We start from the raw sequence: 21,319 nt of genomic DNA, 5'->3' as shown, positions 1-21,319 counted from the left end.
TCCATTTCACCTACGCTCCCCAGGAGGCAACGTGACTTCCACCCACAACAACCGCCGTCGGCTGATCGCCGGTGCGGGCATCGGGCTCGCGCTCGCGGTAGCCCCGGCCGCCGCGGCAATGACGTCGCCGGCACCGGCCACGGCGCCGGCCACCGCACAGGAGGCTGCGCCCGTCGCCGGCGCGCTGATCGAGGACTCGTACATCGTCGTGCTGAAGGACGCCGACGTCGCCAAGGCCGAGGTCAGGAGCACTGCCAGCGGTCTCGTGCAGAAGTACGGCGGCGAGGTCCGCCACTCGTACACCAACGCGGTGCGCGGCTTCTCCGCGTCGATGTCGCCCGGCCAGGCGAAGAAGCTCGAGGCCGACCCGTCCGTCGCGTACGTGGAGCAGAACCGCGTGATGACGGCGACCGAGACGCAGTCGCCGGTCCCCTCCTGGGGCCTGGACCGCATCGACCAGGCGGCGCCCCCGCTCGACGACTCGTACACGTACGGCAGCTCCGGCACGGGCGTGACGGCGTACATCGTCGACACGGGCATCCTCACCACGCACGAGGACTTCGGCGGCCGTGCGGTCAGCGGCATCGACACGGTGGACGGCGACGACGACGCCACCGACTGCGCCGGGCACGGCACGCACGTGGCCGGCACCGTCGGCGGCACGGAGCACGGCGTCGCCAAGGACGTCTCGCTCGTGGCGGTCCGCGTGCTCGACTGCGGCGGCTCGGGCAGCTTCGACGGCGTCATCGCCGGCATCGACTGGATCACCGCCGACCACGCCGCCGGCGAGCCTGCGGTAGCGAACATGTCGCTCGGCGGCGGCTTCTCCCAGGCGGTGAACGACGCGGTGTCCGCGGCCGTCGCGGACGGCGTCACGTTCGCCCTCGCCGCGGGCAACGACGGCGGGGCGGACGCCTGCGACGGCTCGCCGGGCTCCACCCCCGAGGCCCTCACCGTGGGCGCCTCCGAGGACACTGACGCCCGCGCCGTGTACTCGAACGTCGGCACCTGCGTGGACATCTTCGCGCCGGGCACCGACATCACCTCGGCCTGGTACACCGACGACACGGCGACGAACACGATCAGCGGCACCTCGATGGCCACGCCGCACGTCGCGGGCGCCGCGGCGCTGGTGCTCAGCGCCGACCCCGCCGCCACGCCCGCCGAGGTCGGCGACGCCCTGACGGGCGCTGCCCTGCCGGACGTCGTCACCGACCCGGGCACCGGCTCGCCCAACCTGCTGCTGAACGTCAGCGGCCTCTGAGAGTCACCCAACCCCGCACGTGTCAGACCCTCAGGTCACCCAGGTGACCTGAGGGTCTGACATGTCCGGTGCCACGCCGCACCCGGCAACCTCCAGGTAAAGGCCACCCCAACCCCATATGTGGAGAGTATGACCTTTTTGTGAGGTATGCGGGATGAAATTACCGACTTAGGGTCACCTTCACCTACATACCCCAGGGGGGCAACGTGACCATGCACAGCAACCGCCGTCGGCTGATCGTCGGCACCGGTATCGCAATCGTCCTCGCAGCGGCACCGGCCGCAGCGGCGATGGCGTCGACACCGCTGGAGCCGGCGTCCGCGCCGGTCGCCGGCGCGGCGGTCGAGGACTCGTACATCGTGGTGCTCAACAACGACGACGTCGCCAGGACGCAGGTCAGGAACGCGGCCAGCAGCCTCGTGCGGGAGTACGGCGGCAAGGTGGACCGCTCGTACAGCAACGCCGTGCGCGGGTTCTCGGCGACGATGTCCGCGGCGGACGCCAAGCAGCTCGAGGCCGACCCGTCGGTCGCGTACGTCGAGCAGAACCAGGTGGTCACGGCGACCGCCACGCAGACGCCGGTGCCCTCCTGGGGTCTGGACCGCATCGACCAGCGCGCGCTGCCGCTCAACAACTCGTACACCTACACGAGCACGGGCGCCGGGGTGAAGGCGTACATCCTCGACACGGGCATCCTGACCACCCACCAGGACTTCGGCGGTCGCGCGATCCACGGCAGGGACACCGTGAGCAACGACAACAACGCCACCGACTGCCAGGGCCACGGCACGCACGTCGCGGGCACCGTGGGCGGAGCGTCCTACGGCGTGGCCAAGAACGTCACGCTCGTCGCGGTCCGCGTGCTCGACTGCAGCGGGGGCGGCACACTCGCCGGCGTCATCGCGGGCATCGACTGGGTGACCGCCGACCACGCCGCCGGCCAGCCGGCCGTCGCCAACATGTCGCTCGGCGGCGGGTTCTCGCAGGCCCTGAACGACGCCGTCGCCAGGTCCGTCGCGGACGGTGTCACCTACGCGGTCGCCGCGGGCAACGAGAACGGCACGAACGCCTGCACCCGTTCGCCCGCCTCCACCCCGTCGGCGATCACCGTCGGTGCCACCACGAGCACGGACGCCCGTGCCTCGTACTCGAACATCGGCACCTGCCTGGACATCTTCGCGCCGGGTTCGGGCATCACGTCGGCCTGGTACAACAGCCCGACCGCCACCAACACCATCAGCGGAACCTCGATGGCCACGCCGCACGTCGCGGGCGCCGCGGCACTCGTGCTCAGCGCCAACCCCGGCGCCACGCCGGCCCAGGTCGGCACCACGCTGAACAACGCCGCCACGACGGGCGTCGTGACCAACCCGGGCACCGGTTCGCCCAACCGGCTGCTGAACGTCACCGGTCTCTGAGGGTAGGCCGCCTCCGACGTGTCAGACCGTCAGGTCACCCGGGTGACCTGACGGTCTGACACGTCCACGTCTGGGCGGCTGTGGCGTTCCTGACAGCTCGTCGGCTCAGGATCACAGCGATTCCGGGACCTGTGCGGGAGGCGACGCCGTCGTCGCCCAGTAGCGTTGGGGGGTGACCGTAACCGCCGCCCCCACCTCCTGGTTCGCCGCGTTCGCCGGACGGGTCGATCGTTTCCGCCACTGGACCCGCGCCGTGCTCATCGCGAACCTCGTCGGCCAGATAGCCATCATCGGGACCGGCGGCGCCGTGCGTCTTACCGAGTCGGGCCTGGGCTGCTCGACCTGGCCGCAGTGCGAGCCGGGGCACTTCACGCCGCAGTTCCACGAGGCGACCACGCTGCACCCCTACATCGAGTTCGGGAACCGGACGCTGGCAGGCGTGCTGGCGGTCATCGGGGTGCTGCTCGCCGTCGCTGTCTGCACCGACCTCAAGCGGTCGCGGTCCTACCGCCTGCTCGGTCTGGTGCCGATCGTCGGCGTGGTGGCGCAGGCCGTGATCGGTGGCGTGGTCGTGCTGCTCGATCTGCACCCGGGCTGGGTCTCGCTGCACTTCGGCGTCTCGGCCGGGCTCGTCGCCGCGTCGCTGTACGTGCTGCACCGGTTCGGCGAGGGCGACGACGCCCCGACGCTCGTGGTCGGGCCGCGCGTGCGCGCCCTGGCCTGGACGCTGGCCGGGCTGACCGCCGTCGTCGTCGTGCTCGGCGTCCTCACCACGGGCGCCGGCCCGCACAGCGGCGACGCCGAGGTGGGCTACCGCATCGCCGTCGACCCCGCGCTGCTGACCAGGTGGCACGCCGTAGCGGTGTGGGCATTCCTGGTGGCGCTGGTCGCCTACCTGGTGTCCGTGCGCGGCGGGCCGACGGCGGTGCGGCGCGCCGCCCTCATCCTGCTCGGGATCACGCTGGGGCAGGGCCTCATCGGGTACGTGCAGTACTTCACCGACCTGCCCGAGCTGCTGGTGGGGCTGCACATGATCGGCGCGGCGGTGCTGATCGCCGGCACCACGCGGGTGTGGCTGACGACGCGGGTGCGCTGAGCCCGCGGCCGCCGTCGGCCGTGTGAATCAGTTAAGTCAGTTGCCGGTGCGGACCGGGGCACCGACCGTCGGAAGTACGCTCGCACCGCGGGCGCCGTTCGACGACGCACGCATCGGAGGCCCCGCCATGAACCCCCGTGCGGTCACCGGGAAGTACGCCGACCGGTTCCTGGCGATGTACGCGAAGCTGCACGATCCCGCCAACGGCTACTTCTCCGCGCAGGGCATCCCCTACCACTCGGCCGAGACCCTCCTGGTGGAGGCCCCCGACTACGGCCACGAGACGACGTCGGAGGCGTACAGCTTCTGGCTCTGGCTGGAGGCCTCCTACGGCCAGATCACGGGCGACTGGGAGCCGTTCAACCACGCGTGGGACACGCTCGAGGAGTACATGATCCCGACAGAGGAGAACCAGCCGACCAACGGCGCGTACGACCCGGCGTCGCCCGCCACGTACGCCCCCGAGCACAACCACCCGAGCGCCTACCCGTCGCGGCTGGACTCCGGCGTCGCGGTGGGCCAGGACCCGATCGGCGCGGAGCTCCGCCAGACCTACGGCACCAGCGAGGTCTACGGCATGCACTGGCTGGCCGACGTCGACAACGTGTACGGCTTCGGCGCGGCTCCCGGTTCCTCCGAGCTGCTGGGCCCGGACTACGAGGGCACGTCGTACATCAACACGTTCCAGCGCGGCCCGCAGGAGTCGGTCTGGGAGACCATCCCCCAGCCCGCCATCGACGACTTCTCCTACGGCGGTCCGAACGGCTACCTGGACCTGTTCACGGGCGATGCGAGCTACGCCCGCCAGTGGAAGTACACGAACGCGCCGGACGCCGACGCCCGGGCCGTGGAGGCCGTGTACTGGGCCAAGCAGTTCGCGAACGAGCAGGGCGCGGGCGGCGAGATCTCCGGCACCGTGGACAAGGCGTCCAAGATGGGCGACTACCTGCGCTACTCCCTGTTCGACAAGTACTTCAAGGAGATCGGCTGCGCGTCGACGGGAGACGGGGCGGGCTCCGGGCGCAGCTCGGCGCACTATCTGCTGTCCTGGTACTACGCCTGGGGCGGCGCCCTGGACACGAGCGGCCCCTGGGCGTGGCGCATCGGCTCCTCGCACGCGCACTTCGGTTACCAGAACCCGCTCGCGGCCTACGCCCTGTCCGCCGACGCCGACCTCGTGCCCGCCTCCCCCACCGCCCAGGACGACTGGTCGACGAGCATGCGCCGGCAGCTCGAGTTCTTCCGGTGGTTGCAGTCGGCCGAGGGTGGCATCGCGGGCGGCGCCACCAACAGCGTGGACGGTGCCTACGGCTCGCACCCGGCGGGCACGCCGACGTTCTACGAGATGGTGTACGACGAGGCGCCGGTCAACCACGACCCGCCGTCGAACCGGTGGTTCGGCATGCAGGGGCGGGGCGTCGAGCGGATCGCGCAGCTGTACCACCAGACGGGCGACGAGCGCGCGCGGTCCATCCTCGACAAGTGGGTGCCCTGGGTGCTCGACGAGATCACCGTGACCGCCGACTCGTGGCAGGTGCCGTCCGAGCTCTCGTGGAGCGGGGCGCCGGACACGTGGGACCCGGCCGACCCCGGGGCCAACGCGGGCCTGCACGTGGACGTCGTCGGGCACGGGCAGGACGTCGGCGTGGCCGGAGCCATCGCCCGCACGCTCGTCTACTACGCCGCGGCCTCGGGCGACCAGCAGGCGGCCGACACCGCCAGGGCGCTGCTCGACGCCATGTGGGAGCAGAACAGCGACGAGAAGGGCATCGGCACCGTCGAGTCCCGTGCCGACTTCGCCCGGTTCGACGACGAGTACCAGCCCGGCGGGAACGGCGTCTACGTGCCGGGCGGATGGACGGGCACCAACCCGAACGGCGACCAGGTCTCGTCCGGCGTCTCGTTCCTGGACCTCCGGGCGTTCTACGCGGACGACCCGATGTTCCCCGAGGTCCAGGAGTACCTGGACGGCGGCGACGTCCCACAGTTCACGTACCACCGGTTCTGGGCCCAGACCGCCGTCGCGACGGCCATGGCGGAGTACGACCGCCTGCTGGGCGCGGGAGCCGAGTAGTACCGCAAAAAGTCCGCCCCTACCCAGCGATTCGGCCCGAAACTGTCGAGAGTTTCGGGCCGAATCGCTGGGTAGGAGCGGACTTCGACCTGCGGCAGGCGCCTGGTCAGACCTCCGGGACCCAGAGGTCCTCACCGTTGGGGGGCGTGCCGACGGCGCCGACGGAGACGGGCACCGGCGCGGCCTCCGGCAGGTCGCCCAGCGCGCGCTGCGCCACGGCACCCGACGAGAAGTTCGCGTAGCACTCGGGGCAGTACCAGTCGGGCGTCGGCACCGGGGTGTCGAAACCGCCGTACACGACGTCCGGCTCGAGCTTCATGTTGTCGTTGATGGCCTGGCCCCACACGATGCGCTTGGTGGCGCCGCGCTGACCGCACGACGGGCACGACGGACGCATCTGCGCGCGCTGCGACAGCACCGCGTGCGGGTGGAGCAGCGCGTGGCACGGGCCGCACACGAGGAACGTCTGCTCGATGAGCTCCGCGAGGGGACGCTCGCCGGTCTCGCCGGTGTGGGCGCCGTCGTCGTGCGGCATCAGCTGCATGACGTCGACGAACCGCTCGCACGAGGCGCAGCGCTCCTCGCGGCGCAGGTCGGTGCCCGCCACCTGCTTGTGCCCGAGCAGGCGCAGGACGTGCAGGTTCGGCGAGAGCTCGTCGGTCTCGCAGTTGCCCGCGTCGAGCGTGCCGGTGGCGCCGTGCTTGTACTGGTGGGCGATGCCGTCGAGCACCAGGCGGGCGTGCTCCTGGGGCAGCCAGCCGGACGACCGCGCGTAGGCCGCGGCGCCGTTGAAGAGGTCGTCCCAGACGACGGGCTTGTCCGGGCCGAACACCTCGTCACTGACCCAGTCCTCGCCCTGGCTGGCGCCCATGAGCTCGACCGCGGCAACGATGCCCGGCTCGGAGCCCACGACGGTGACGACGACGTCGCCGCGCTGCGGGCCGTCCGCGCCACCGGGCAGACGGTGCTCGTGGCTACGGCTCGCGATGGCGACCGCCTCGCCCAGCCAGTCCTCGGACCAGTTGAGGTAGACGGACGGAACGAGCCACGCCGGAAGGGACGATACGTTGGGAAGCATGTCGGGTTCGCTGGTCACGCGGGGAGAATAGCGCAGCCCGGTGACGTCGTTATGACAGTCCCGGTACGCGACCGGCCGGACTTACCGGAACTCGACCACTACCTGGTCGAACCCGGACGCGGACAACATCACCTCAAGGGTTTTCACGGTGTTCGCCCGGGCACGTTCGTCCAGGTCGGACTCCTCGGCCGCGGCCGATATCTGGTCCTGCGCCGCGGCGAGCGCCTCCTGGCGCGCGTCGGTGTCGGTGTCGAAGAAGTCACCCACGCGGTCGACCAGGCCACGGTCCTCCGTCAGGGCGCGGCTGGTGTCGAGATCGATGCGCGGCTCGGCGAGCTCCGGTTCGGGGAGGGTGACGGACACCGTCGTGCCGTCGTCCGAGATCTCTATGGCTTCCTCGGTGAGGCCTTCGAAGTCCACGTAAGCCTCGACCGAGCCGTTCACCACGAGCACGGTGCGCTCCCCCGCGACCCAGCCGGGCACGTACTTGACGTCGCGCTCCAGGTCGACGAGGACCTCGTACTGTGCCTCGCCCGCCACGAACCGCGCGAGGTCCTTCATGCTGAGCAGGACCGGACGCTCGGACCGGTCGACCTCGCTCGTCGTGAACGGGTTCAGCCCGTCCACGAGCACCCGCCAGAACGCGTCGCGGAAGTCGTCGCGCAGCGCTGACAGCACACCGAGGACCACCCCGGCGGCGAGCGCGAGGCCCACGAGGAGCCCGATGGTGCCGGCGAGCCAGGACGGCATGCGCCGGCGCGCAGGCACCTGCTCGGTGCCGGCGTCGGTGCCGGTCAACGCGGTGTTGGTCAACACAGCCGCCCCCTTAGGGAGATATGTCCGAATATCTCGTGGAGTCACACGCTAGCCCCACTCACTGACACTCGCCGGGCGGACGCGATATCGGTCGGCTGCACGGCCGGATCGACGACTTCGGTCGGTTGCCTCCAGATCGGTCCGTCGACGGACCGATCTCGAGGCAACCGACCGAGGTCACCCTGCCGTCAGTTCTTGCGGTACTCCCACGGGCTGTCCACCGGGCGCAGCGTCTCCCAGTCCGAGGCCCGCCCGATCGCCGCCGCGAGCACCCCCGCGATCGTCGCCGCGTTGTGCAGCTTGCCCGCGAGCGCCAGCGCCGCGGCCTCCTCCAGCGGCACGGGGACGACGACCATGTCGGCCTCTTCGGCCTCCCGGGTGTGCAGCTCGTCGTCGGGCACCGGCGTGAGGTCGCGGGCCAGGTAGACGCGCACCGCCTCGTTGCTGCCGCCCGGTGTGGGCAGCAGGTCGAGCAGCACGTCCCACGTGGCGGCGGACATGTCCGCCTCCTCGGCCAGCTCACGGGCCGCCGCGACGTGCGGGTCCTCGCCGTCCAGGTCGAGCAGGCCGGCGGGCGCCTCCCAGAGGAACGCGCCGACGGGATGCCGGTACTGGCGCAGGAGCAGGACGTCGCCGTCGTCGTTCAGCGCCACCACGACCACCGCGCCCGGGTGGTCCACGTACTCCCTGCGGACGATCCCGCCGGCCTCGCCCAGGTCGACCTCGTCCGAGACCATGTCGACCACGAAGCCCTGGAACGGGACGTCCAGCCGCCGCGCCGGGCGCGGGTCGATGACGTCGGTGACCTCGTCGCTGCTCATGCTCCCGCGGCCTGCTTCTCGAGCGCGGCCGCGATCAGGCCCGAGAACAGCGGGTGCGCACGGGTGGGGCGCGACTTGAACTCGGGGTGCGCCTGCGTGGACACGTAGTACGGGTGCAGGTCGGCCTGGAGCTCGACGAACTCGACGAGCGACGAGTCGGGCGACGTGCCGGAGATCAGCAGGCCCGCCTCCTCCAGCTCGGCGCGGTAGGCGTTGTTCACCTCGTAGCGGTGGCGGTGCCGCTCGGTCACCTTCTCGCTGCCGTACGCCTTGGCCACCACGGAGCCCGGGGCGAGCTGCGCCTCGTAGGCGCCCAGGCGCATCGTGCCGCCCAGGTCCCCCTCGCCGTCGACGATCGCCTTCTGCTCGATCATCGTCGCCACCACGGGGTGGCTGCTGTTCGGGTGGAACTCGGTCGACGACGCGTCCGCCCAGCCCAGGACGTTGCGCGCGTACTCGATGACCATCGACTGCAGGCCGAGGCAGATGCCGAGGGTCGGCACGAGGTTCTCGCGGGCCCAGCGCAGCGCCCCGACCTTGCCGTCGATGCCGCGCACGCCGAAGCCGCCGGGCACCAGGATCGCGTCGACGCCCTCGAGGGAGGCCTGAGCGCCCTCCGGTGTCTGGCAGTCGTCGGCGGCGACCCAGCGGATGCCGACCTTCGCGTCGTTCGCGAAGCCGCCGGCCCGCAGCGCCTCGGTCACGGACAGGTACGCGTCGGGCAGGTCGATGTACTTGCCGACCAGCGCGACCTCGACGTTGTGCTCCGGCTCGTGCACGCGCTCCAGGAGGCGGCTCCAGCCGTCCCAGTCCACGTCGTGGAAGGGCATCCCGAGGCGGCGCACCACGTAGGCGTCCAGGCCCTCGGCGTGGATGACGCGCGGGATGTCGTAGATCGACGGGGCGTCGGCGCAGTTGATCACTGCCTCGGTGTCCACGTCGCACATGAGCGCGATCTTGTTCTTGATGCCCTGCGGCACCTGGCGGTCGGAGCGCAGGACGATCGCGTCGGGCTGGATGCCGACGGTGCGCAGCGCGGCGACGGAGTGCTGCGTCGGCTTGGTCTTCAGCTCGCCGGACGGGCCGATGTAGGGCACCAGCGAGACGTGCAGGAAGAACACGTTGTCGCGGCCCAGCTCGTGCCGCACCTGACGCGCGGACTCGAGGAACGGCTGCGACTCGATGTCGCCGACCGTGCCGCCGATCTCGGTGATGATCACGTCGACGGCGTCGGAGGCCTGCTCGCGCATCCGGAACTTGATCTCGTCGGTGATGTGCGGGATGACCTGCACGGTGTCACCCAGGTACTCGCCGCGGCGCTCCTTCGCGATGACGCGGGAGTACACCTGGCCCGTGGTCACGTTGGACGAGGCAGGGAGCTCGATGTCGAGGAACCGCTCGTAGTGCCCGATGTCCAGGTCGGTCTCGGCACCGTCCTCGGTGACGAAGACCTCGCCGTGCTGGAACGGGTTCATCGTGCCGGGATCCACGTTGAGGTAGGGATCCAGCTTCTGCATCGTGACGCTGAGGCCACGGGAGCGAAGAAGTCGGCCGAGCGACGACGCCGTCAGCCCCTTGCCGAGAGAGGACGCCACACCACCGGTGACGAAGATGTGCTTGGTCGGCGTGGAGGCGCCGGACCGCTGACGGGACTGGAGACTGTTTCGGTGTTCGACCACGGAACTCCACCCTATCCGAGGTGCGGCCTGCTGGTGGTGTTAGAACCAGCACACGCGCTCATTGCTCCGGGATTGTCGGTTTGATTCGGATCGAGTCTGCCCCCGTCGGGCCCGTCGCGCTCGCTGTGTCAGGACTTCCGGGAGAACTTCCTTCGCAGAGCGCCCAGGCGCGGCCCGACGGCGGCGCGCAGGTCGCGGTCGAGCAGCGCCGCGAGCACGAGCGTGACGAACGCGGCCAGCAGACCTACCGCCAGTCCGAGGCCCAGCTCGACGGCGAACTGGCCGCCGCCGAACTCCACCTCGTGCCGCGACCCGGACACGAACCAGCCGAACAACTTCTGCGACCCGAGCCAGGCGGGCACGAGCCACCCGGCGGCCGCTCCCACGCCCGCGGCCGCCACGAGCACCAGGAGCGCCCGCCAGACGCCGTTCAGCGCGTCCGGGCCCAGGTGCCTGCGCACGGCCAGGAGCAGCCCCAGACCGGCCACGACCATCCCCGCGGTGCCGACGACCCCCAGGACCGCCATGACGTCGGTCTGCAGCGCGTTGTCAGCACACGCAGGTGTCGCACAGCCGCGGCCGGGCGACCGTCCGGCGAACAGCACGGGCACGAGGGCCGCGCCGATCGCCGACACGCCCCATCCGCTCGCGGTGGCGATGACGGCGGCCCTGCCGCGGTCGACGGCGTACAGCGCCCGCGACAGGTGCAGGATCAGCGCGAAGCCGATGAGTCCCGGCGCCAGCGCGACGAGCCCGGCCGCCATGCCGGGGGCGTCGCCCCGCACGATGAGGTCGAAGACCCGCTCGACGTACGGCGCGGCGGCCATCAGCGCGGCGACGCCGGCGGCGGTCACGAGCAGGAGGCTGCGGGTGGTCCGCGCCACGAGCGGACGCAGCTCGTCGAGGCGGCCCGCCGACGCGTGCTCCGCGAAGTGCGGGAACGCGCTGGTCGCGATGGGGAACGCGAGGACCGCGTACGGCAGCAGGTAGACCTGCTGGGCGTACAGGTAGACCGAGAGCGTGCCGTCGCCGCCGGCCGCGTTGGCCGCGCGCAGCGTCAGGAACACGGAGAGCTGCTGGACGACCAGGGCCCCCACACCCGCGAACGCGAGGCGCGCGGCCCGGGGCCCCTCCCCCGACGGGAACCGCAGCGTGGGCCGCAGCCGCAGCCCGGTGCGCCACACGGGCACGACGAGCGGCAGCGCCAGGAACAGGACGCCGACCGTCGTCCCCCACGCCAGCCACACCAGCGCCCGGCCGGACAGCTCGGCGACCTGCTGCTGGTCGCCGTTCGCCAGCGCGTCGAAGACCGCGTAGACCACGATCACGACGAGGCTGGAGATCAGCGGCGCGAAGGACGGCCAGAAGAACCGTTTGTGCGCCTGCAGGATGCCGCCCAGGACGACAGCCAGGCCGTAGAGCGGCACCTGCACGGCGAACACGCGCAGGAAGGCCGTGGCGACGTCCACGTGCACCGGATCGGTCAGGCCGGTCAGGCCGATGATCGGGCGCGCCAGGAGGGCCATGAGCCCGGCCAGCGGCACCAGCACCAGCAGCGTCCAGCCCAGCAGCGCCGAGGCGATCCTCGACGCCTGCTCCTTCGAGGCGGCGGTACCGTCGGCGGTGAACGCCGCCCGGCTCAGCGGCCCGGCGAGCAGCGGCACGACGGCGCCCGCGAGCGCGCCGCCCGCAGCGACCTCGAACAGCAGGTTGGGCAGCTGGTTGGCGGAGTTGAAGACCGTCCCGACGCCGTCGGACCCGAGCCACGCACCCTGCCCGAGCCAGCGGCCGAAACCGACTATGCGGCTGGCGAGGGTGACGACCGTGACGAGCAGCGCGGCGCTCGCCAGGGTTCTGACGCGGCTCACGCGCCCGGGGAACCCATGGGGTCGGAGGCAGAGGTCGACCGTACGCCGCTGGTCACCGGACCAGGCTCGGTCACCGGTGCCGGCTCGACCGGCCGCCTACCGAGCATGTCGATCTTGTTCAGCCACTCGTTCCCCGCGATGACCTTGGAGAAGCTGATCTTCTCGGAGGCCAGCATCAGCCCGACCACGCCCGCGAGCGCCGTCCACCGCACCGCGCGGGACGTGCCGAACGCGATCTGGCTGCCGACGAGCGCGCCGAGCGCGTTGGCGCCGCCGTCACCCAGCATGTCCTGCTCCCCCAGGTCGCCGGGAGCTGCCGCCGCGGCGGCGCCGAGCACGGCGCCGGTGGCGCCCGCGCCGCCCAGCATGAACGGGAGGCTCGCGGCCGCGCCGGCCTTGAGTGCCCGGCCGGGGCGCAGGTCGAACAGGTTGATCAGGTTCGCGGTGCCCCCGATGAGCGCGCCGTTGAGCCCGACGTCGACCAGGTGCCCGAACGCGCTGCCCGTGCGGCGCGTGCCCACGGCTGCGGCGACGAGCGCGGAGCCGGAGATGCCGAGCACCTTGAGCCCGCCGGTGGTCAGACGGCCCTCCCGGAGGGCGCCGAGGTGGCCCCGCAGGCCCTTGGTGCGCACCGAGGTGTCCTCTGCGATGTCGTCCACCAGGCCGAAGGCGCCCGCGGCGGCGGTGGCGAACGCCGTCGCCCCGGGGGCGTCGCCGCCCCCGACCGCCGCGCCGGCCACGAGGCCCACGGTGACCGCGGGGCCTTCCAGCAGACTGATCGGTTCGCCGCGATGGTTGGTCCGCGTCCACGTGGCGGCGCCGCCGAGGCGACCCTCCGCGACCTTCTCGTCCAGCTTGCGGCGCGCGAACGCCGTCGCGGCTCCGGCGAGAATGCCAGCGGCGATGAACCTGCCTGCACCCATGACTACCCCTCGGTCTGTGTCGGCCAGTACGTCAGCAATCAGTACGTCAACAAGCTATTCGGCCTCGACCGCCGGCGGGATGACGGCCGTGGCGTCGTCCTCGAAGCCGTACTGGCCGACGACGTCGTCCAGGCGGGCCGCGAGCGCGAGCGGCACGTTGATGCGCCCCACGAGCCTGTTGATGCCGCTCACCGTGGTGACCTCGGCGGCGATCTCCTCGTCGTCGCGCACGGCCTGCACGGTGTCGTTGGGCTCGTCGGTCGGCCCGGCGAGCACTGCCGCTCCGGACACCTCCTGGGCGGCGCGGGTCACGGAGGTCCACACGTCGGGCGTGGGCTCAGCCGCCTCGGTGGCGCCGTCGGTCGTCGGCTCCGGCTGCGCGGCCGAGCCGACGAGCAGCACGAGCGCCTGGGCGGGCTCCGTCTGCTCGTCGCCGGCCTCGACGAGGCCGAGGCGCTCCAGCTGTACCTCGAGGTCAATCGCCTGCGCGCTGCGCTCGGCGCCGTTCTCCGTGCCGGTGAGCGCAAGCGCCAGCGCCGCGCCGAGGGTCTCGCTCGCGTCCTCGCTCTCCGGAGCGGCCGCGCCCAGGTTGGCGCGCAGCCCGCCGGCGACGGTCTCGCGGGTCGTCTCCTCGGCGGCGTCGGTCCAGGACTCGGTGAGCACGGACGTCGACACGACGTTGGCGCCCGCCGTGGTGAGCTGGTTCAGCACGCCGTCGGCCTCGTCCTGCGGGACCTCGCCGAGCTGCACGATCGCGACCCGCTGGTCCTGGAGCGAGCCGGTGACGAGCTGTGCGCCCGCGGCCTCGATGAAGCGTTCGTCGCCGTCGAGGGCGGTCTGCGTGGCGTCCAGCTCGGTGCGCAGGTCGGTGCGCTCGGCACGCAGCGCGTCCACCTGTTCCGTCAGGGTCTCCCCGATCGCGCCCTGCAGCGGGCCGGCACCGAGGATGATGCCGACGGCGAGCGCGAGGAAGACGGAGATGAGCGAGACGAGGTGGTATCGAAAGTCGATCACGGTACGGAAGAGTCCTTAGGCATGTTCCGGGCGGTCAGAGCCCGGCGTCAGGTCGGGGCGGCAGGGGTCAGGGAGCGAGCTCCCGACCGGTCAGCCGCCGAACAGGAGGCTGATCCAGGACACGACGTCGTCGATGCGTGCCCCGATCAGCCCGAAGAAGGTCTGGCCCGCCGAGGTCGAGGCCAGGGCCGCGAGCACAGCCGCGACACCCGCGCCCGACAGCAGCGTGAGCTGGGTGTTGGAGATCCGCGTGCGATAGAGCCGCGAGACGCCCTTGGCGTCCACGAGCTTGCCGCCGACCCGCAACCGGGTGAGGAAGGTGGAGGCCATGCCGGAGCGCCCCTTGTCGAGAAACTCGACGAGCGTGGCGTGCGTGCCGACGGCGACGATGAGCTCGGCACCCTTGTCGTCGGCCAGCAGCATGGTGATGTCCTCGCTGGTACCCGTGGCAGGAAAGACCACGGGCTCCACACCGAGCGCCTTCACGCGCTCCAGCCCGGGGGCCTTGCCGTCGCGGTAGGCGTGCACGACGATCTCAGCACCACAGGCCAGGGCCCGGTCGGAGACGGAGTCCATGTCGCCGACGATCATGTCGGGCTGCCAGCCCTCGTCGAGGATCGCGTCCGCGCCGCCGTCCACGCCGATCAGGACGGGCCGGTTCTCCCGGATGTAGGACCGCAGCAGCGCGAGGTCCTCCCGGTAGTGGTAGCCGCGCACCACGATCAGCACGTGACGGCCCTCGATGGAGGTCGTGATGTCGGGCACGCCCACGCCGTCGAGCAGGAGGTCCCGCTCGCGGCGCAGGTACGTCATGGTGTTCTCGGCGAACCGCTCGATCTCGGCGGACAGACCCTCGCGGGCGGCCGCCTGGTCAGCGGCCACCGTCTCCGGCGTCTGGTAGGTGCCCTTGGCCACCACCTCGCCGTCGACCAGGATCTCGTTGCCGACGATCTGGACGTCGGCCCGCTCGTCCAGCGCCATGATCGCCGGGCCGAGGCCGTCCACCAGGACGATCCCCGCCTCGACCAGGATGTTCGGGCCGGTGTTGGGGTAACGGCCGGAGGTCGACGGCGCCGCGTTCAGCACCGCGACGGGCGCCGCGGACACCAGCGCGTCCGCTGCCACACGGTCGATGTCCACGTGGTCGATCACCGCGATGTCACCGTTGTTCAGCCGGGACGTGAGCTCCTTGGTACGGGCTCCGATCCGGGCAGGCCCGTGCACCGTGGCCTGCGTCGTCGCGAGGGACTGCGCCGCGGCGCTCTTCGCTGCGCTCTTCTCGGCGCGCTTCTCGGGTCGGGAGATCAGCTTCATCCGCTCTATCGTCCCACGACCGAGGACTCCAGGAGCTCCAGCGCGTGGGTACGCGCCGTCTCCGAGTCGTCCTGGCCGGACAGCATGCGCGCCAGCTCCCGCACCCGCGCGTCGGCGGTGACCTCGCGGACGCCCGTAACCGTGATCATTCCGTCATCTTCACCCTGCGTGGCGCCGTCGCCGTCCGAGCTCTTGGTGACCACCAGGTGCGCGTCCGCGAAGGCCGCGACCTGCGCCAGGTGGGTCACCACGACCACCTGGGTGCTGCGACCGAGCTGTGCCAGACGACGGCCCACCTCGACCGCCGCCCGACCGCCCACGCCGGCGTCGACCTCGTCGAACACGAAGGTGCTGCGCGGGGTGTCGGCGGTGCGCGCCGCCGCCGCGCCACCGGACGTCGCCAGCGCGACCTCGAGCGCGAGCATGACGCGCGAGAGCTCACCGCCCGACGCGCCCTTGCCCAGCGGTCGCTCCGGCGCGCCCGGGTGCGGCACGAGCAGGAAGGTGACCTGGTCCGCGCCGAACGGTCCGGGCTGGTCAAGCGGTTCCACCTGGACCACGAGGTGGGCGCCGCCCATCGCGAGGCCGTGCAGCTCGTTGGTCACCGCCTCGGCGAGCTGGGACGCGCCGCGGGAGCGCTCCGCCGTGAGGATCTCGGAGAGCCTGGCCAGATCGCCGTCCAGCTCGGTCACCCGGTCGCGCATCGAGACGAGGCGGTCGCCGCCGTCGTCCAGGTCGAGCAGGCGCAGGCCCGCGTCGCTCGCCCACTGCAGCACGTCGTCGATCGTCTCACCGTAGGAGCGCGTCAGGGCGTTCAGCTCGGCCATGCGGTTGTGCGCCGTCTCCAGCCCGGCGGGATCCGCCTGCAGGTCGTCGACGTACGCGGCGACGTCGGTCGCGACGTCGGACAGCATGTAGCCCACCTCGGCGAACCGCGTGGCGAGCGCGCCGAGCGCGGCGTCCGAGTGGGCGGCGGAGTCCAGGGCGCGCCGCGCGCGCTCCACGAGCGCTATCGCGTTCTCGCGCGCGCCGTCGGCGTCTTCTCCCGCTACGGCCTCGTGCGCCTCGGTCGCCGCGGTGCGCAGGGCCTCGGCGTTGGACAGTCGCTCGATCTGCGCCTGCAGCTCGGCGTCCTCGCCCGTCACCGGATCGACCCGCTCGATCTCCTCCAGGCCGATCCGCAGCAGCTCGACCTCGCGCGCCCGCTCGGCGCCGCGTGCCTCGAGGTCGGCGATCTCGGCGAGGAGCCCGCCGCGTTCGGTCCAGGCGGTGCGGTACGAGGCAAGCACGCGCTGGTGGGCCGGGCCGACGAATGTGTCCAGGGCGTCGCGCTGCTTCGCCGACGTGCGCAGCCGCAGCTGGTCCGACTGGCCGTGCACCGTGAACAGGTCCTCGGCGATCTCCGCGAGCACACCCTGCGGTACGGCACGGCCGCCCAGGTGCGCACGCGACCGGCCGTCGGCGATGGTGCGCAGGATCACGACGGTGCCGTCGTCCTCCACCTCGCCGCCCGCCTCGTCGACCCGGCTCAGCACCGCGTCGCGGCCGGACACGCGCACGCGGCCCTCGACAGCCGCCGACGACGCCCCCGGACGCACCGACTGCGGATCCGCCTTGGCACCCATGAGCAGGTTGAGACCCGTGAGCACCATCGTCTTGCCCGCACCCGTCTCACCCGTGATGACGGTCAGGCCGTCGGACAGGGGTACCCGGGCCGAGCGGATGACGCCCAGGTTCTCGATAGCGATCTCCTCGAGCACCGGACTCCTTAATTCTCTGGTGGTATCTCTGGTGGTATCTCTGCAGTGTCGGCTGGGTCAGAAGGTACATCCTGCGCCTCGGCGTGACCCGACCCGACACGGTCCCGCCACCCCGACACGGGCAGACTGAACTTCGACACGAGACGGTCCGCGAACGGCGCGTTCGACAGCCGTGCGAGCCGCACCGTACCCCCCTGCCGCACGACGACGCGAGACCCGCGGGGCAGCCGGATCTCCCGGCGGCCGTCGCAGGTCAGCACTCCTTCGACCGTCGACTGGGGCAGCACGTCGACCGTGTACCGCGACCGCGGGCCGATCACCAGCGGCCGCGCGAACAGGGCGTGCGCCGACAGCGGCACCATGAGCACGGCGTCGACGTCGGGCCAGATCACCGGACCGCCGCCCGAGAAGGCGTGCGCCGTGGAGCCCGTGGCCGTGGCCATGATCACGCCGTCGCAGCCGAACGAGAGCAGCGGACGGCCGTCCACACCGATCGCGACCTCGAGCATGCGGTCGCGCGTGGCCTTCTCGACCGTCGCCTCGTTCAGCGCCCAGCCGACCACCGGCTCCGCCGTACCCGGCAGGTGGACCGTGACCTCGACGGTCGCACGCTCCTCGACCTCGTAGTCGCGGGCCGCGAGCCGCTGGACGGCGGCGCGCAGGTCCTCCCGCTCCGACTCGGCGAGGAAGCCCACGTGGCCAAGGTTCACGCCGAGCAGGGGCACGTCGGTGCCCCGGGTCAGCTCCGCCGCACGCAGGATCGTGCCGTCACCCCCGAGCACCATCACCGCCTCGGACCGGTGCACCCCCTCACGGACCCGGTTCGCGGCCATGTGGTCGCCGAACTCCTCCGCGAGCGCGTCGTCGTGCAGCGTCGCCTCGAAGCCCGCCGCCTTCAGCTCACGCAAGGCCTCGGCCAGCGCCGCGACCGCCCGAGGGCGTCCGCCATGGGTCACGATCAGGACGCGCCTGGTCACCGCACCTGCTCCTTCTGCTCGTCGTTCTGCTGGTCGGCCGGCTGGTCGCCTTGCTGCATCTCCCGGACGACGACGGCCGGCGGCACGGGCGGCGGGCCGGCTACCGCACCCGGCTCGCTCGGCGCCCCCGCCGCGGGGTCCCAGGCGACGGCCTGTGCCACGGCCTCGTCGATCGCGCCGACGGACGCGACGGGCCCCGTCGACACGAGCCAGAGGAAGAACTCACGGTTGCCGTTCGGGCCCGGCAACGAGCTCGGCACCACCGCGCGGACCCGCAGGCCCGCCTCCTCGGCTGCGCGGGCGACCGACTCGACCGCGTCACGGTGCAGAGCCGGGTCACGCACGACCCCGCCCGAGCCGAGCCGTTCCCGGCCTACCTCGAACTGCGGCTTGACGAGCAGCAGCGCGTGCATGTCCGGGCCTGCGACCCGGGCCACGGCGGGCAGCACCTTCCGCAACGAGATGAAGGAGAGGTCCGCCACGACGACGTCCGGTATCCGCTCGAGGTCTCCCGGCGTCAGGTCGCGCGCGTTGAACCCCTCCACGACCGTGACGCGCGAATCTTCCCGCAGCTGCGGCACGATCTGGTCGTGGCCGACGTCGATGGCGAGGACGTGTCCCGCGCCACGCCGCAGGAGCACGTCGGTGAAGCCGCCGGTCGACGCGCCGAGGTCGACACACCAGGCGCCGCTGACCACCAAGCCTGCCGCGAGGGCGTCCAGCGCGTCGAGCGCCCCGGCGAGCTTGAGCCCCGCACGGGAGGCGTACTCGTACTCGGTGTACTCCCCGCCCGACACCTCGATCGTCTCGCCGGCAGCGACCAGCACCGACGGCTTGGCGACCGCGCGGCCACCTGCCACCACCCGCCCGGCGGCTATCAGCTCGGCCGCGTGCTTGCGCGACCGCGCCAGGCCACGCCGCACCAGCTCGGCGTCGACACGGCCCTGACCCGCACCTGTCGTCATGGTCACAGGGCGGTGTCACCGCTCAGGTGGGCCCGCAACGCGTCGTGCACTGCCTCGAACCGGGCGACGTGCTCCGCCGGCGGCAGGTCGTCGAGCCCGTCGAGCGCGTCGAGCGCACTCCGGACACCCGCGTCGGGATCCGCCGGGCCGCTCGAGGGTTCCTCGATCTCGTAGAACTCATCCATCGTGCGTCAACGCTCCACTGTGCTCGTCCGTGCCCGTCGGGCTGTTACCCGTTGCCCCTGAGCTGTCTGCCATCTGCTTGCACACGGTACCCGCCGCCCCTGACAGCGCCCGGGAGGAACGGCCCGGATCAGGCCGGCAGCTCGGGCACCGTCGCCGGGTCCAGGTCGTCGCCCGCGTCGACCGCGGCCCACGCCGCGGCACACGCGGCGCGCACCAGGTCGATCCCCGACCCGTCGAGCCGCAGCACGCCGTCGGCCACCTGCGCCGATGCGCCCCCGCACACGTACCAGCCGTCCGTACGGACCGGCGCCGGGTGCGGTTCGAGCAGCGCGCGCAGATCAGCCCCCAGGAACGACGGGCGCTCACCCGGGACCGCAAGCACCGCGTCGCGCGCCGTCGAGACGCCCGTCAGCACGTGCAGCCCCGGGTACCCGCCGCCGCGCGCACCCCCGAGGTCCGTGTCGAGCCGGTCGCCGATCACCAGCGGCCGGCTCGCCCCGGCCCGCTCGACCGCAAGGCGGTACATGGTCGGCGACGGCTTGCCGGCACTGTCCGGCGTGACACCCGTCGCCGACACCACGGCACCTACCAGGGCACCGTTCCCCGGCGCGAAACCACGCGCCGTCGGGAGCGACAGGTCCAGGTTGCTCGCCACGTGCCACGCACCAGCACCCACCGCATAGGCGGCCTCGGCAAGCTCCGCCCAGCCCACCTCGGGCGAGTACCCCTGCGCGACGGCGTCCGGCTTGTCGTCCGCCGACCCCACGACCGTGAAGCCGGCCGACCGCACCGCCGTCACCAGGCCCTTCCCGCCCACCACCAGCACCTTCGCGCCCGGGTCGAGCCTGGTGGTGAGCAGCGCGGCACACGCCTGCGCCGCCGTCATCACCTCGTCCGGGTCCGTCGGGATGTCCAGGCCCGTGAGCTGGCCGGCGACGTCCTCCGGCTCGCGCGACGCGTTGTTCGTCACGAACAGCAGGCGCATCCCGCCCGAACGCGCGGCGGCGAGACTCGCCGCCGCGTGCTCGATCGGCAGGTGCCCCTTGTACGCCACGCCGTCCAGGTCGACGAGCGCAAGGTCGTACGCGGCGGCGAGCGGGGTAGCGCTCGCCAGCAGTCCGGCGCTCGCGGTCACGCCTTCTCCTGCCCGACGTCGGACCGGTCGCCCTCGGCGCCCGGCTCACCCTTGGTGTCGCTCACCTCGGGTGCGGGAGCCGCCTCGTCGGCCTGCTCCTCCGCGGGCTCCTCGTCGGACTCGTCCTCGTCCGCTTCGGGCTCGTCGGGTGAGTCGGCGGAATCCGCTGAGTCGGCAGAATCAGCCGAGTCACCAGAGTCGGCAGAATCCGGGGAGTCGGCCGAGTCCGGGGAGTCCGCGGAGTCGTCGTCCGGCTCCGCAGCGTCCTCGTCGTCCGAGCCCTCAGGTTCCTCGTCCTCGTCGTCCGACGTGTCCTTCGCGACCTCCTCCGGGTGCTCGGCCGCGTACTCCTCCTCGGCGAGCGCAGCGTCCTCCTCGATGTCGAACACCGTGATGTCCTCCTCGAACGCCTCGGCGCCGATGGCACGCTCGAGCGCCTTGCTGTCCACGGTCTTCAGCAGCGCTACGGCTTCGTCGACACGGCCGGCCGCCTCGAGCGCCAGGGCGCGCGCCTGCACGACCCGGAGCCCCGAGTCGCCCTTGGCGTCCTCCGGGGCGATCTTGTCGAGCACCGCCAGCGCGGCGTCGTGCTCGCCCAGGTCGGAGCGGGCTCCGCTCGCGACGATCGCGAGCTCGACACGGCCCATCGCGTCGAGCGAGGCGGCCTCCTCCGACGCGGCCAGGGCGAGGGCACGCTCCGGACGTCCGAGCCCCCGTTCGGCGTCGGCCATGATCGGCAGGTGCTCCGACGAGCCGTTCAGCCGGCGGACGGTGCGCAGCTCGCGCAGCGCCTCCGCGAACCGGTTGGTGTGGTACGCCGCCAGGCCTGCGGCCTCGCGCACGATGTCGATCCGGCCGGCGCCACGCAGCGCCGCCTGGGCGTGCTCGTAGGCGCGCTCGGGGTCGACGTCGATCATCCGGCCGGCCATCA

Annotated in this window: 18 protein-coding genes; 4 read left to right on the top strand and 14 right to left on the bottom strand. The window is 72.1% G+C overall.

All coding sequences use genetic code 11. The features are described 5' to 3' along the window. The first annotated feature begins 31 nt into the window (after positions 1 to 31). From ACQEVI_RS22145 to ACQEVI_RS22130, 4 genes are all read left to right on the top strand, one after another. The gene (locus ACQEVI_RS22145; RefSeq protein ID WP_432902883.1) at positions 32 to 1,264 is read left to right on the top strand and encodes a S8 family peptidase; all 1,233 of its coding nucleotides are present in this window, start codon (positions 32 to 34) and stop codon (positions 1,262 to 1,264) included. Positions 1,265 to 1,476: 212 nt separating this feature from the next. Further along, entirely contained in the window at positions 1,477 to 2,682 is a 1,206-nt protein-coding gene (locus tag ACQEVI_RS22140; RefSeq protein WP_432906054.1) for a S8 family peptidase, read from the top strand. A gap of 172 nt (positions 2,683 to 2,854) precedes the next feature. After that, positions 2,855 to 3,778 carry a COX15/CtaA family protein gene (locus ACQEVI_RS22135; RefSeq protein ID WP_432902881.1) on the top strand — a complete coding sequence of 308 codons (924 nt, stop codon included), beginning with the start codon at positions 2,855 to 2,857 and terminating at the stop codon, positions 3,776 to 3,778. A 127-nt stretch (positions 3,779 to 3,905) separates the two neighbouring features. Further along, positions 3,906 to 5,852: a glycoside hydrolase family 48 protein gene (locus ACQEVI_RS22130; RefSeq protein WP_432902878.1), complete on the top strand. Its 1,947-nt coding sequence runs from the start codon at positions 3,906 to 3,908 to the stop codon at positions 5,850 to 5,852. Positions 5,853 to 5,958: 106 nt separating this feature from the next. Here ACQEVI_RS22130 and ACQEVI_RS22125 read toward each other — a convergent pair whose 3' ends face one another. The 14 genes from ACQEVI_RS22125 to ACQEVI_RS22060 all read right to left on the bottom strand — a co-directional run bounded on the left by ACQEVI_RS22125 (position 5,959) and on the right by ACQEVI_RS22060 (position 21,305). Then, positions 5,959 to 6,948, bottom strand: a complete 990-nt coding sequence (locus ACQEVI_RS22125; protein ID WP_432902875.1) for a hypothetical protein — start codon at positions 6,946 to 6,948, stop codon at positions 5,959 to 5,961. A gap of 63 nt (positions 6,949 to 7,011) precedes the next feature. Further along, a complete protein-coding gene (locus ACQEVI_RS22120) occupies positions 7,012 to 7,746 on the bottom strand; it encodes a DUF4230 domain-containing protein (protein WP_432902872.1) in 735 nt (244 codons plus the stop codon). Between the two features lie 188 nt (positions 7,747 to 7,934). Further along, positions 7,935 to 8,567: an NUDIX hydrolase gene (locus tag ACQEVI_RS22115; RefSeq protein ID WP_357455968.1), complete on the bottom strand. Its 633-nt coding sequence runs from the start codon at positions 8,565 to 8,567 to the stop codon at positions 7,935 to 7,937. Then, a complete protein-coding gene (locus ACQEVI_RS22110; protein ID WP_432902869.1) occupies positions 8,564 to 10,246 on the bottom strand; it encodes a CTP synthase in 1,683 nt (560 codons plus the stop codon). Before ACQEVI_RS22110 ends, ACQEVI_RS22115 begins: the two co-directional genes overlap by 4 nt. 128 nt (positions 10,247 to 10,374) lie before the next feature. Further along, on the bottom strand, positions 10,375 to 12,114 hold the full coding sequence (murJ, locus tag ACQEVI_RS22105; protein WP_432902866.1) for a murein biosynthesis integral membrane protein MurJ: 1,740 nt from the start codon (positions 12,112 to 12,114) through the stop codon (positions 10,375 to 10,377). Continuing rightward, a complete protein-coding gene (locus ACQEVI_RS22100; RefSeq protein WP_432902863.1) occupies positions 12,111 to 13,037 on the bottom strand; it encodes a hypothetical protein in 927 nt (308 codons plus the stop codon). The genes murJ and ACQEVI_RS22100 overlap by 4 nt, the downstream gene beginning before the upstream one ends. Positions 13,038 to 13,091: 54 nt before the next feature. Beyond that, positions 13,092 to 14,051, bottom strand: a complete 960-nt coding sequence (locus tag ACQEVI_RS22095; RefSeq protein ID WP_432902860.1) for a copper transporter — start codon at positions 14,049 to 14,051, stop codon at positions 13,092 to 13,094. Positions 14,052 to 14,141: 90 nt separating this feature from the next. Then, positions 14,142 to 15,365 (bottom strand): putative cytokinetic ring protein SteA, encoded by a 1,224-nt coding sequence (gene steA / locus ACQEVI_RS22090; RefSeq protein WP_432902858.1) that lies wholly within the window; start codon positions 15,363 to 15,365, stop codon positions 14,142 to 14,144. 5 nt (positions 15,366 to 15,370) lie between these two features. Next, entirely contained in the window at positions 15,371 to 17,125 is a 1,755-nt protein-coding gene (gene recN / locus ACQEVI_RS22085; RefSeq protein ID WP_432902855.1) for a DNA repair protein RecN, read from the bottom strand. Between the two features lie 8 nt (positions 17,126 to 17,133). Beyond that, positions 17,134 to 18,102 (bottom strand): NAD kinase, encoded by a 969-nt coding sequence (locus ACQEVI_RS22080; protein ID WP_432902852.1) that lies wholly within the window; start codon positions 18,100 to 18,102, stop codon positions 17,134 to 17,136. Next, on the bottom strand, positions 18,099 to 19,067 hold the full coding sequence (locus ACQEVI_RS22075) for a TlyA family RNA methyltransferase (protein ID WP_432902849.1): 969 nt from the start codon (positions 19,065 to 19,067) through the stop codon (positions 18,099 to 18,101). Before ACQEVI_RS22075 ends, ACQEVI_RS22080 begins: the two co-directional genes overlap by 4 nt. A gap of 2 nt (positions 19,068 to 19,069) precedes the next feature. Then, complete coding sequence (locus tag ACQEVI_RS22070) at positions 19,070 to 19,252, bottom strand: hypothetical protein (RefSeq protein ID WP_432902846.1); 183 nt, start codon at positions 19,250 to 19,252, stop codon at positions 19,070 to 19,072. Positions 19,253 to 19,380: 128 nt separating this feature from the next. Continuing rightward, on the bottom strand, positions 19,381 to 20,388 hold the full coding sequence (locus ACQEVI_RS22065; protein WP_432902843.1) for an HAD hydrolase-like protein: 1,008 nt from the start codon (positions 20,386 to 20,388) through the stop codon (positions 19,381 to 19,383). After that, on the bottom strand, positions 20,385 to 21,305 hold the full coding sequence (locus ACQEVI_RS22060) for a hypothetical protein (RefSeq protein ID WP_432902841.1): 921 nt from the start codon (positions 21,303 to 21,305) through the stop codon (positions 20,385 to 20,387). Before ACQEVI_RS22060 ends, ACQEVI_RS22065 begins: the two co-directional genes overlap by 4 nt. Positions 21,306 to 21,319: the final 14 nt, after the last annotated feature.

Source organism: Promicromonospora sp. CA-289599, assembly GCF_050936155.1.
Classification (GTDB): domain Bacteria; phylum Actinomycetota; class Actinomycetes; order Actinomycetales; family Cellulomonadaceae; genus Promicromonospora.
This window is presented reverse-complemented; position numbering and strand designations above follow the sequence as displayed.

Excerpts from the sequence above, each read along its gene's own strand:
- ACQEVI_RS22140 (WP_432906054.1), top strand. The coding sequence starts at position 1,477 with ATGCACAGCAACCGCCGTCGGCTGATCGTCGGCACCGGTATCGCAATC.
- ACQEVI_RS22130 (WP_432902878.1), top strand. The coding sequence starts at position 3,906 with ATGAACCCCCGTGCGGTCACCGGGAAGTACGCCGACCGGTTCCTGGCG.
- ACQEVI_RS22115 (WP_357455968.1), bottom strand. The coding sequence starts at position 8,567 with ATGAGCAGCGACGAGGTCACCGACGTCATCGACCCGCGCCCGGCGCGG.
- ACQEVI_RS22100 (WP_432902863.1), bottom strand. The coding sequence starts at position 13,037 with ATGGGTGCAGGCAGGTTCATCGCCGCTGGCATTCTCGCCGGAGCCGCG.
- steA (WP_432902858.1), bottom strand. The coding sequence starts at position 15,365 with ATGAAGCTGATCTCCCGACCCGAGAAGCGCGCCGAGAAGAGCGCAGCG.
- ACQEVI_RS22075 (WP_432902849.1), bottom strand. The coding sequence starts at position 19,067 with ATGACGACAGGTGCGGGTCAGGGCCGTGTCGACGCCGAGCTGGTGCGG.
- ACQEVI_RS22070 (WP_432902846.1), bottom strand. The coding sequence starts at position 19,252 with ATGGATGAGTTCTACGAGATCGAGGAACCCTCGAGCGGCCCGGCGGAT.
- ACQEVI_RS22060 (WP_432902841.1), bottom strand. The coding sequence starts at position 21,305 with ATGATCGACGTCGACCCCGAGCGCGCCTACGAGCACGCCCAGGCGGCG.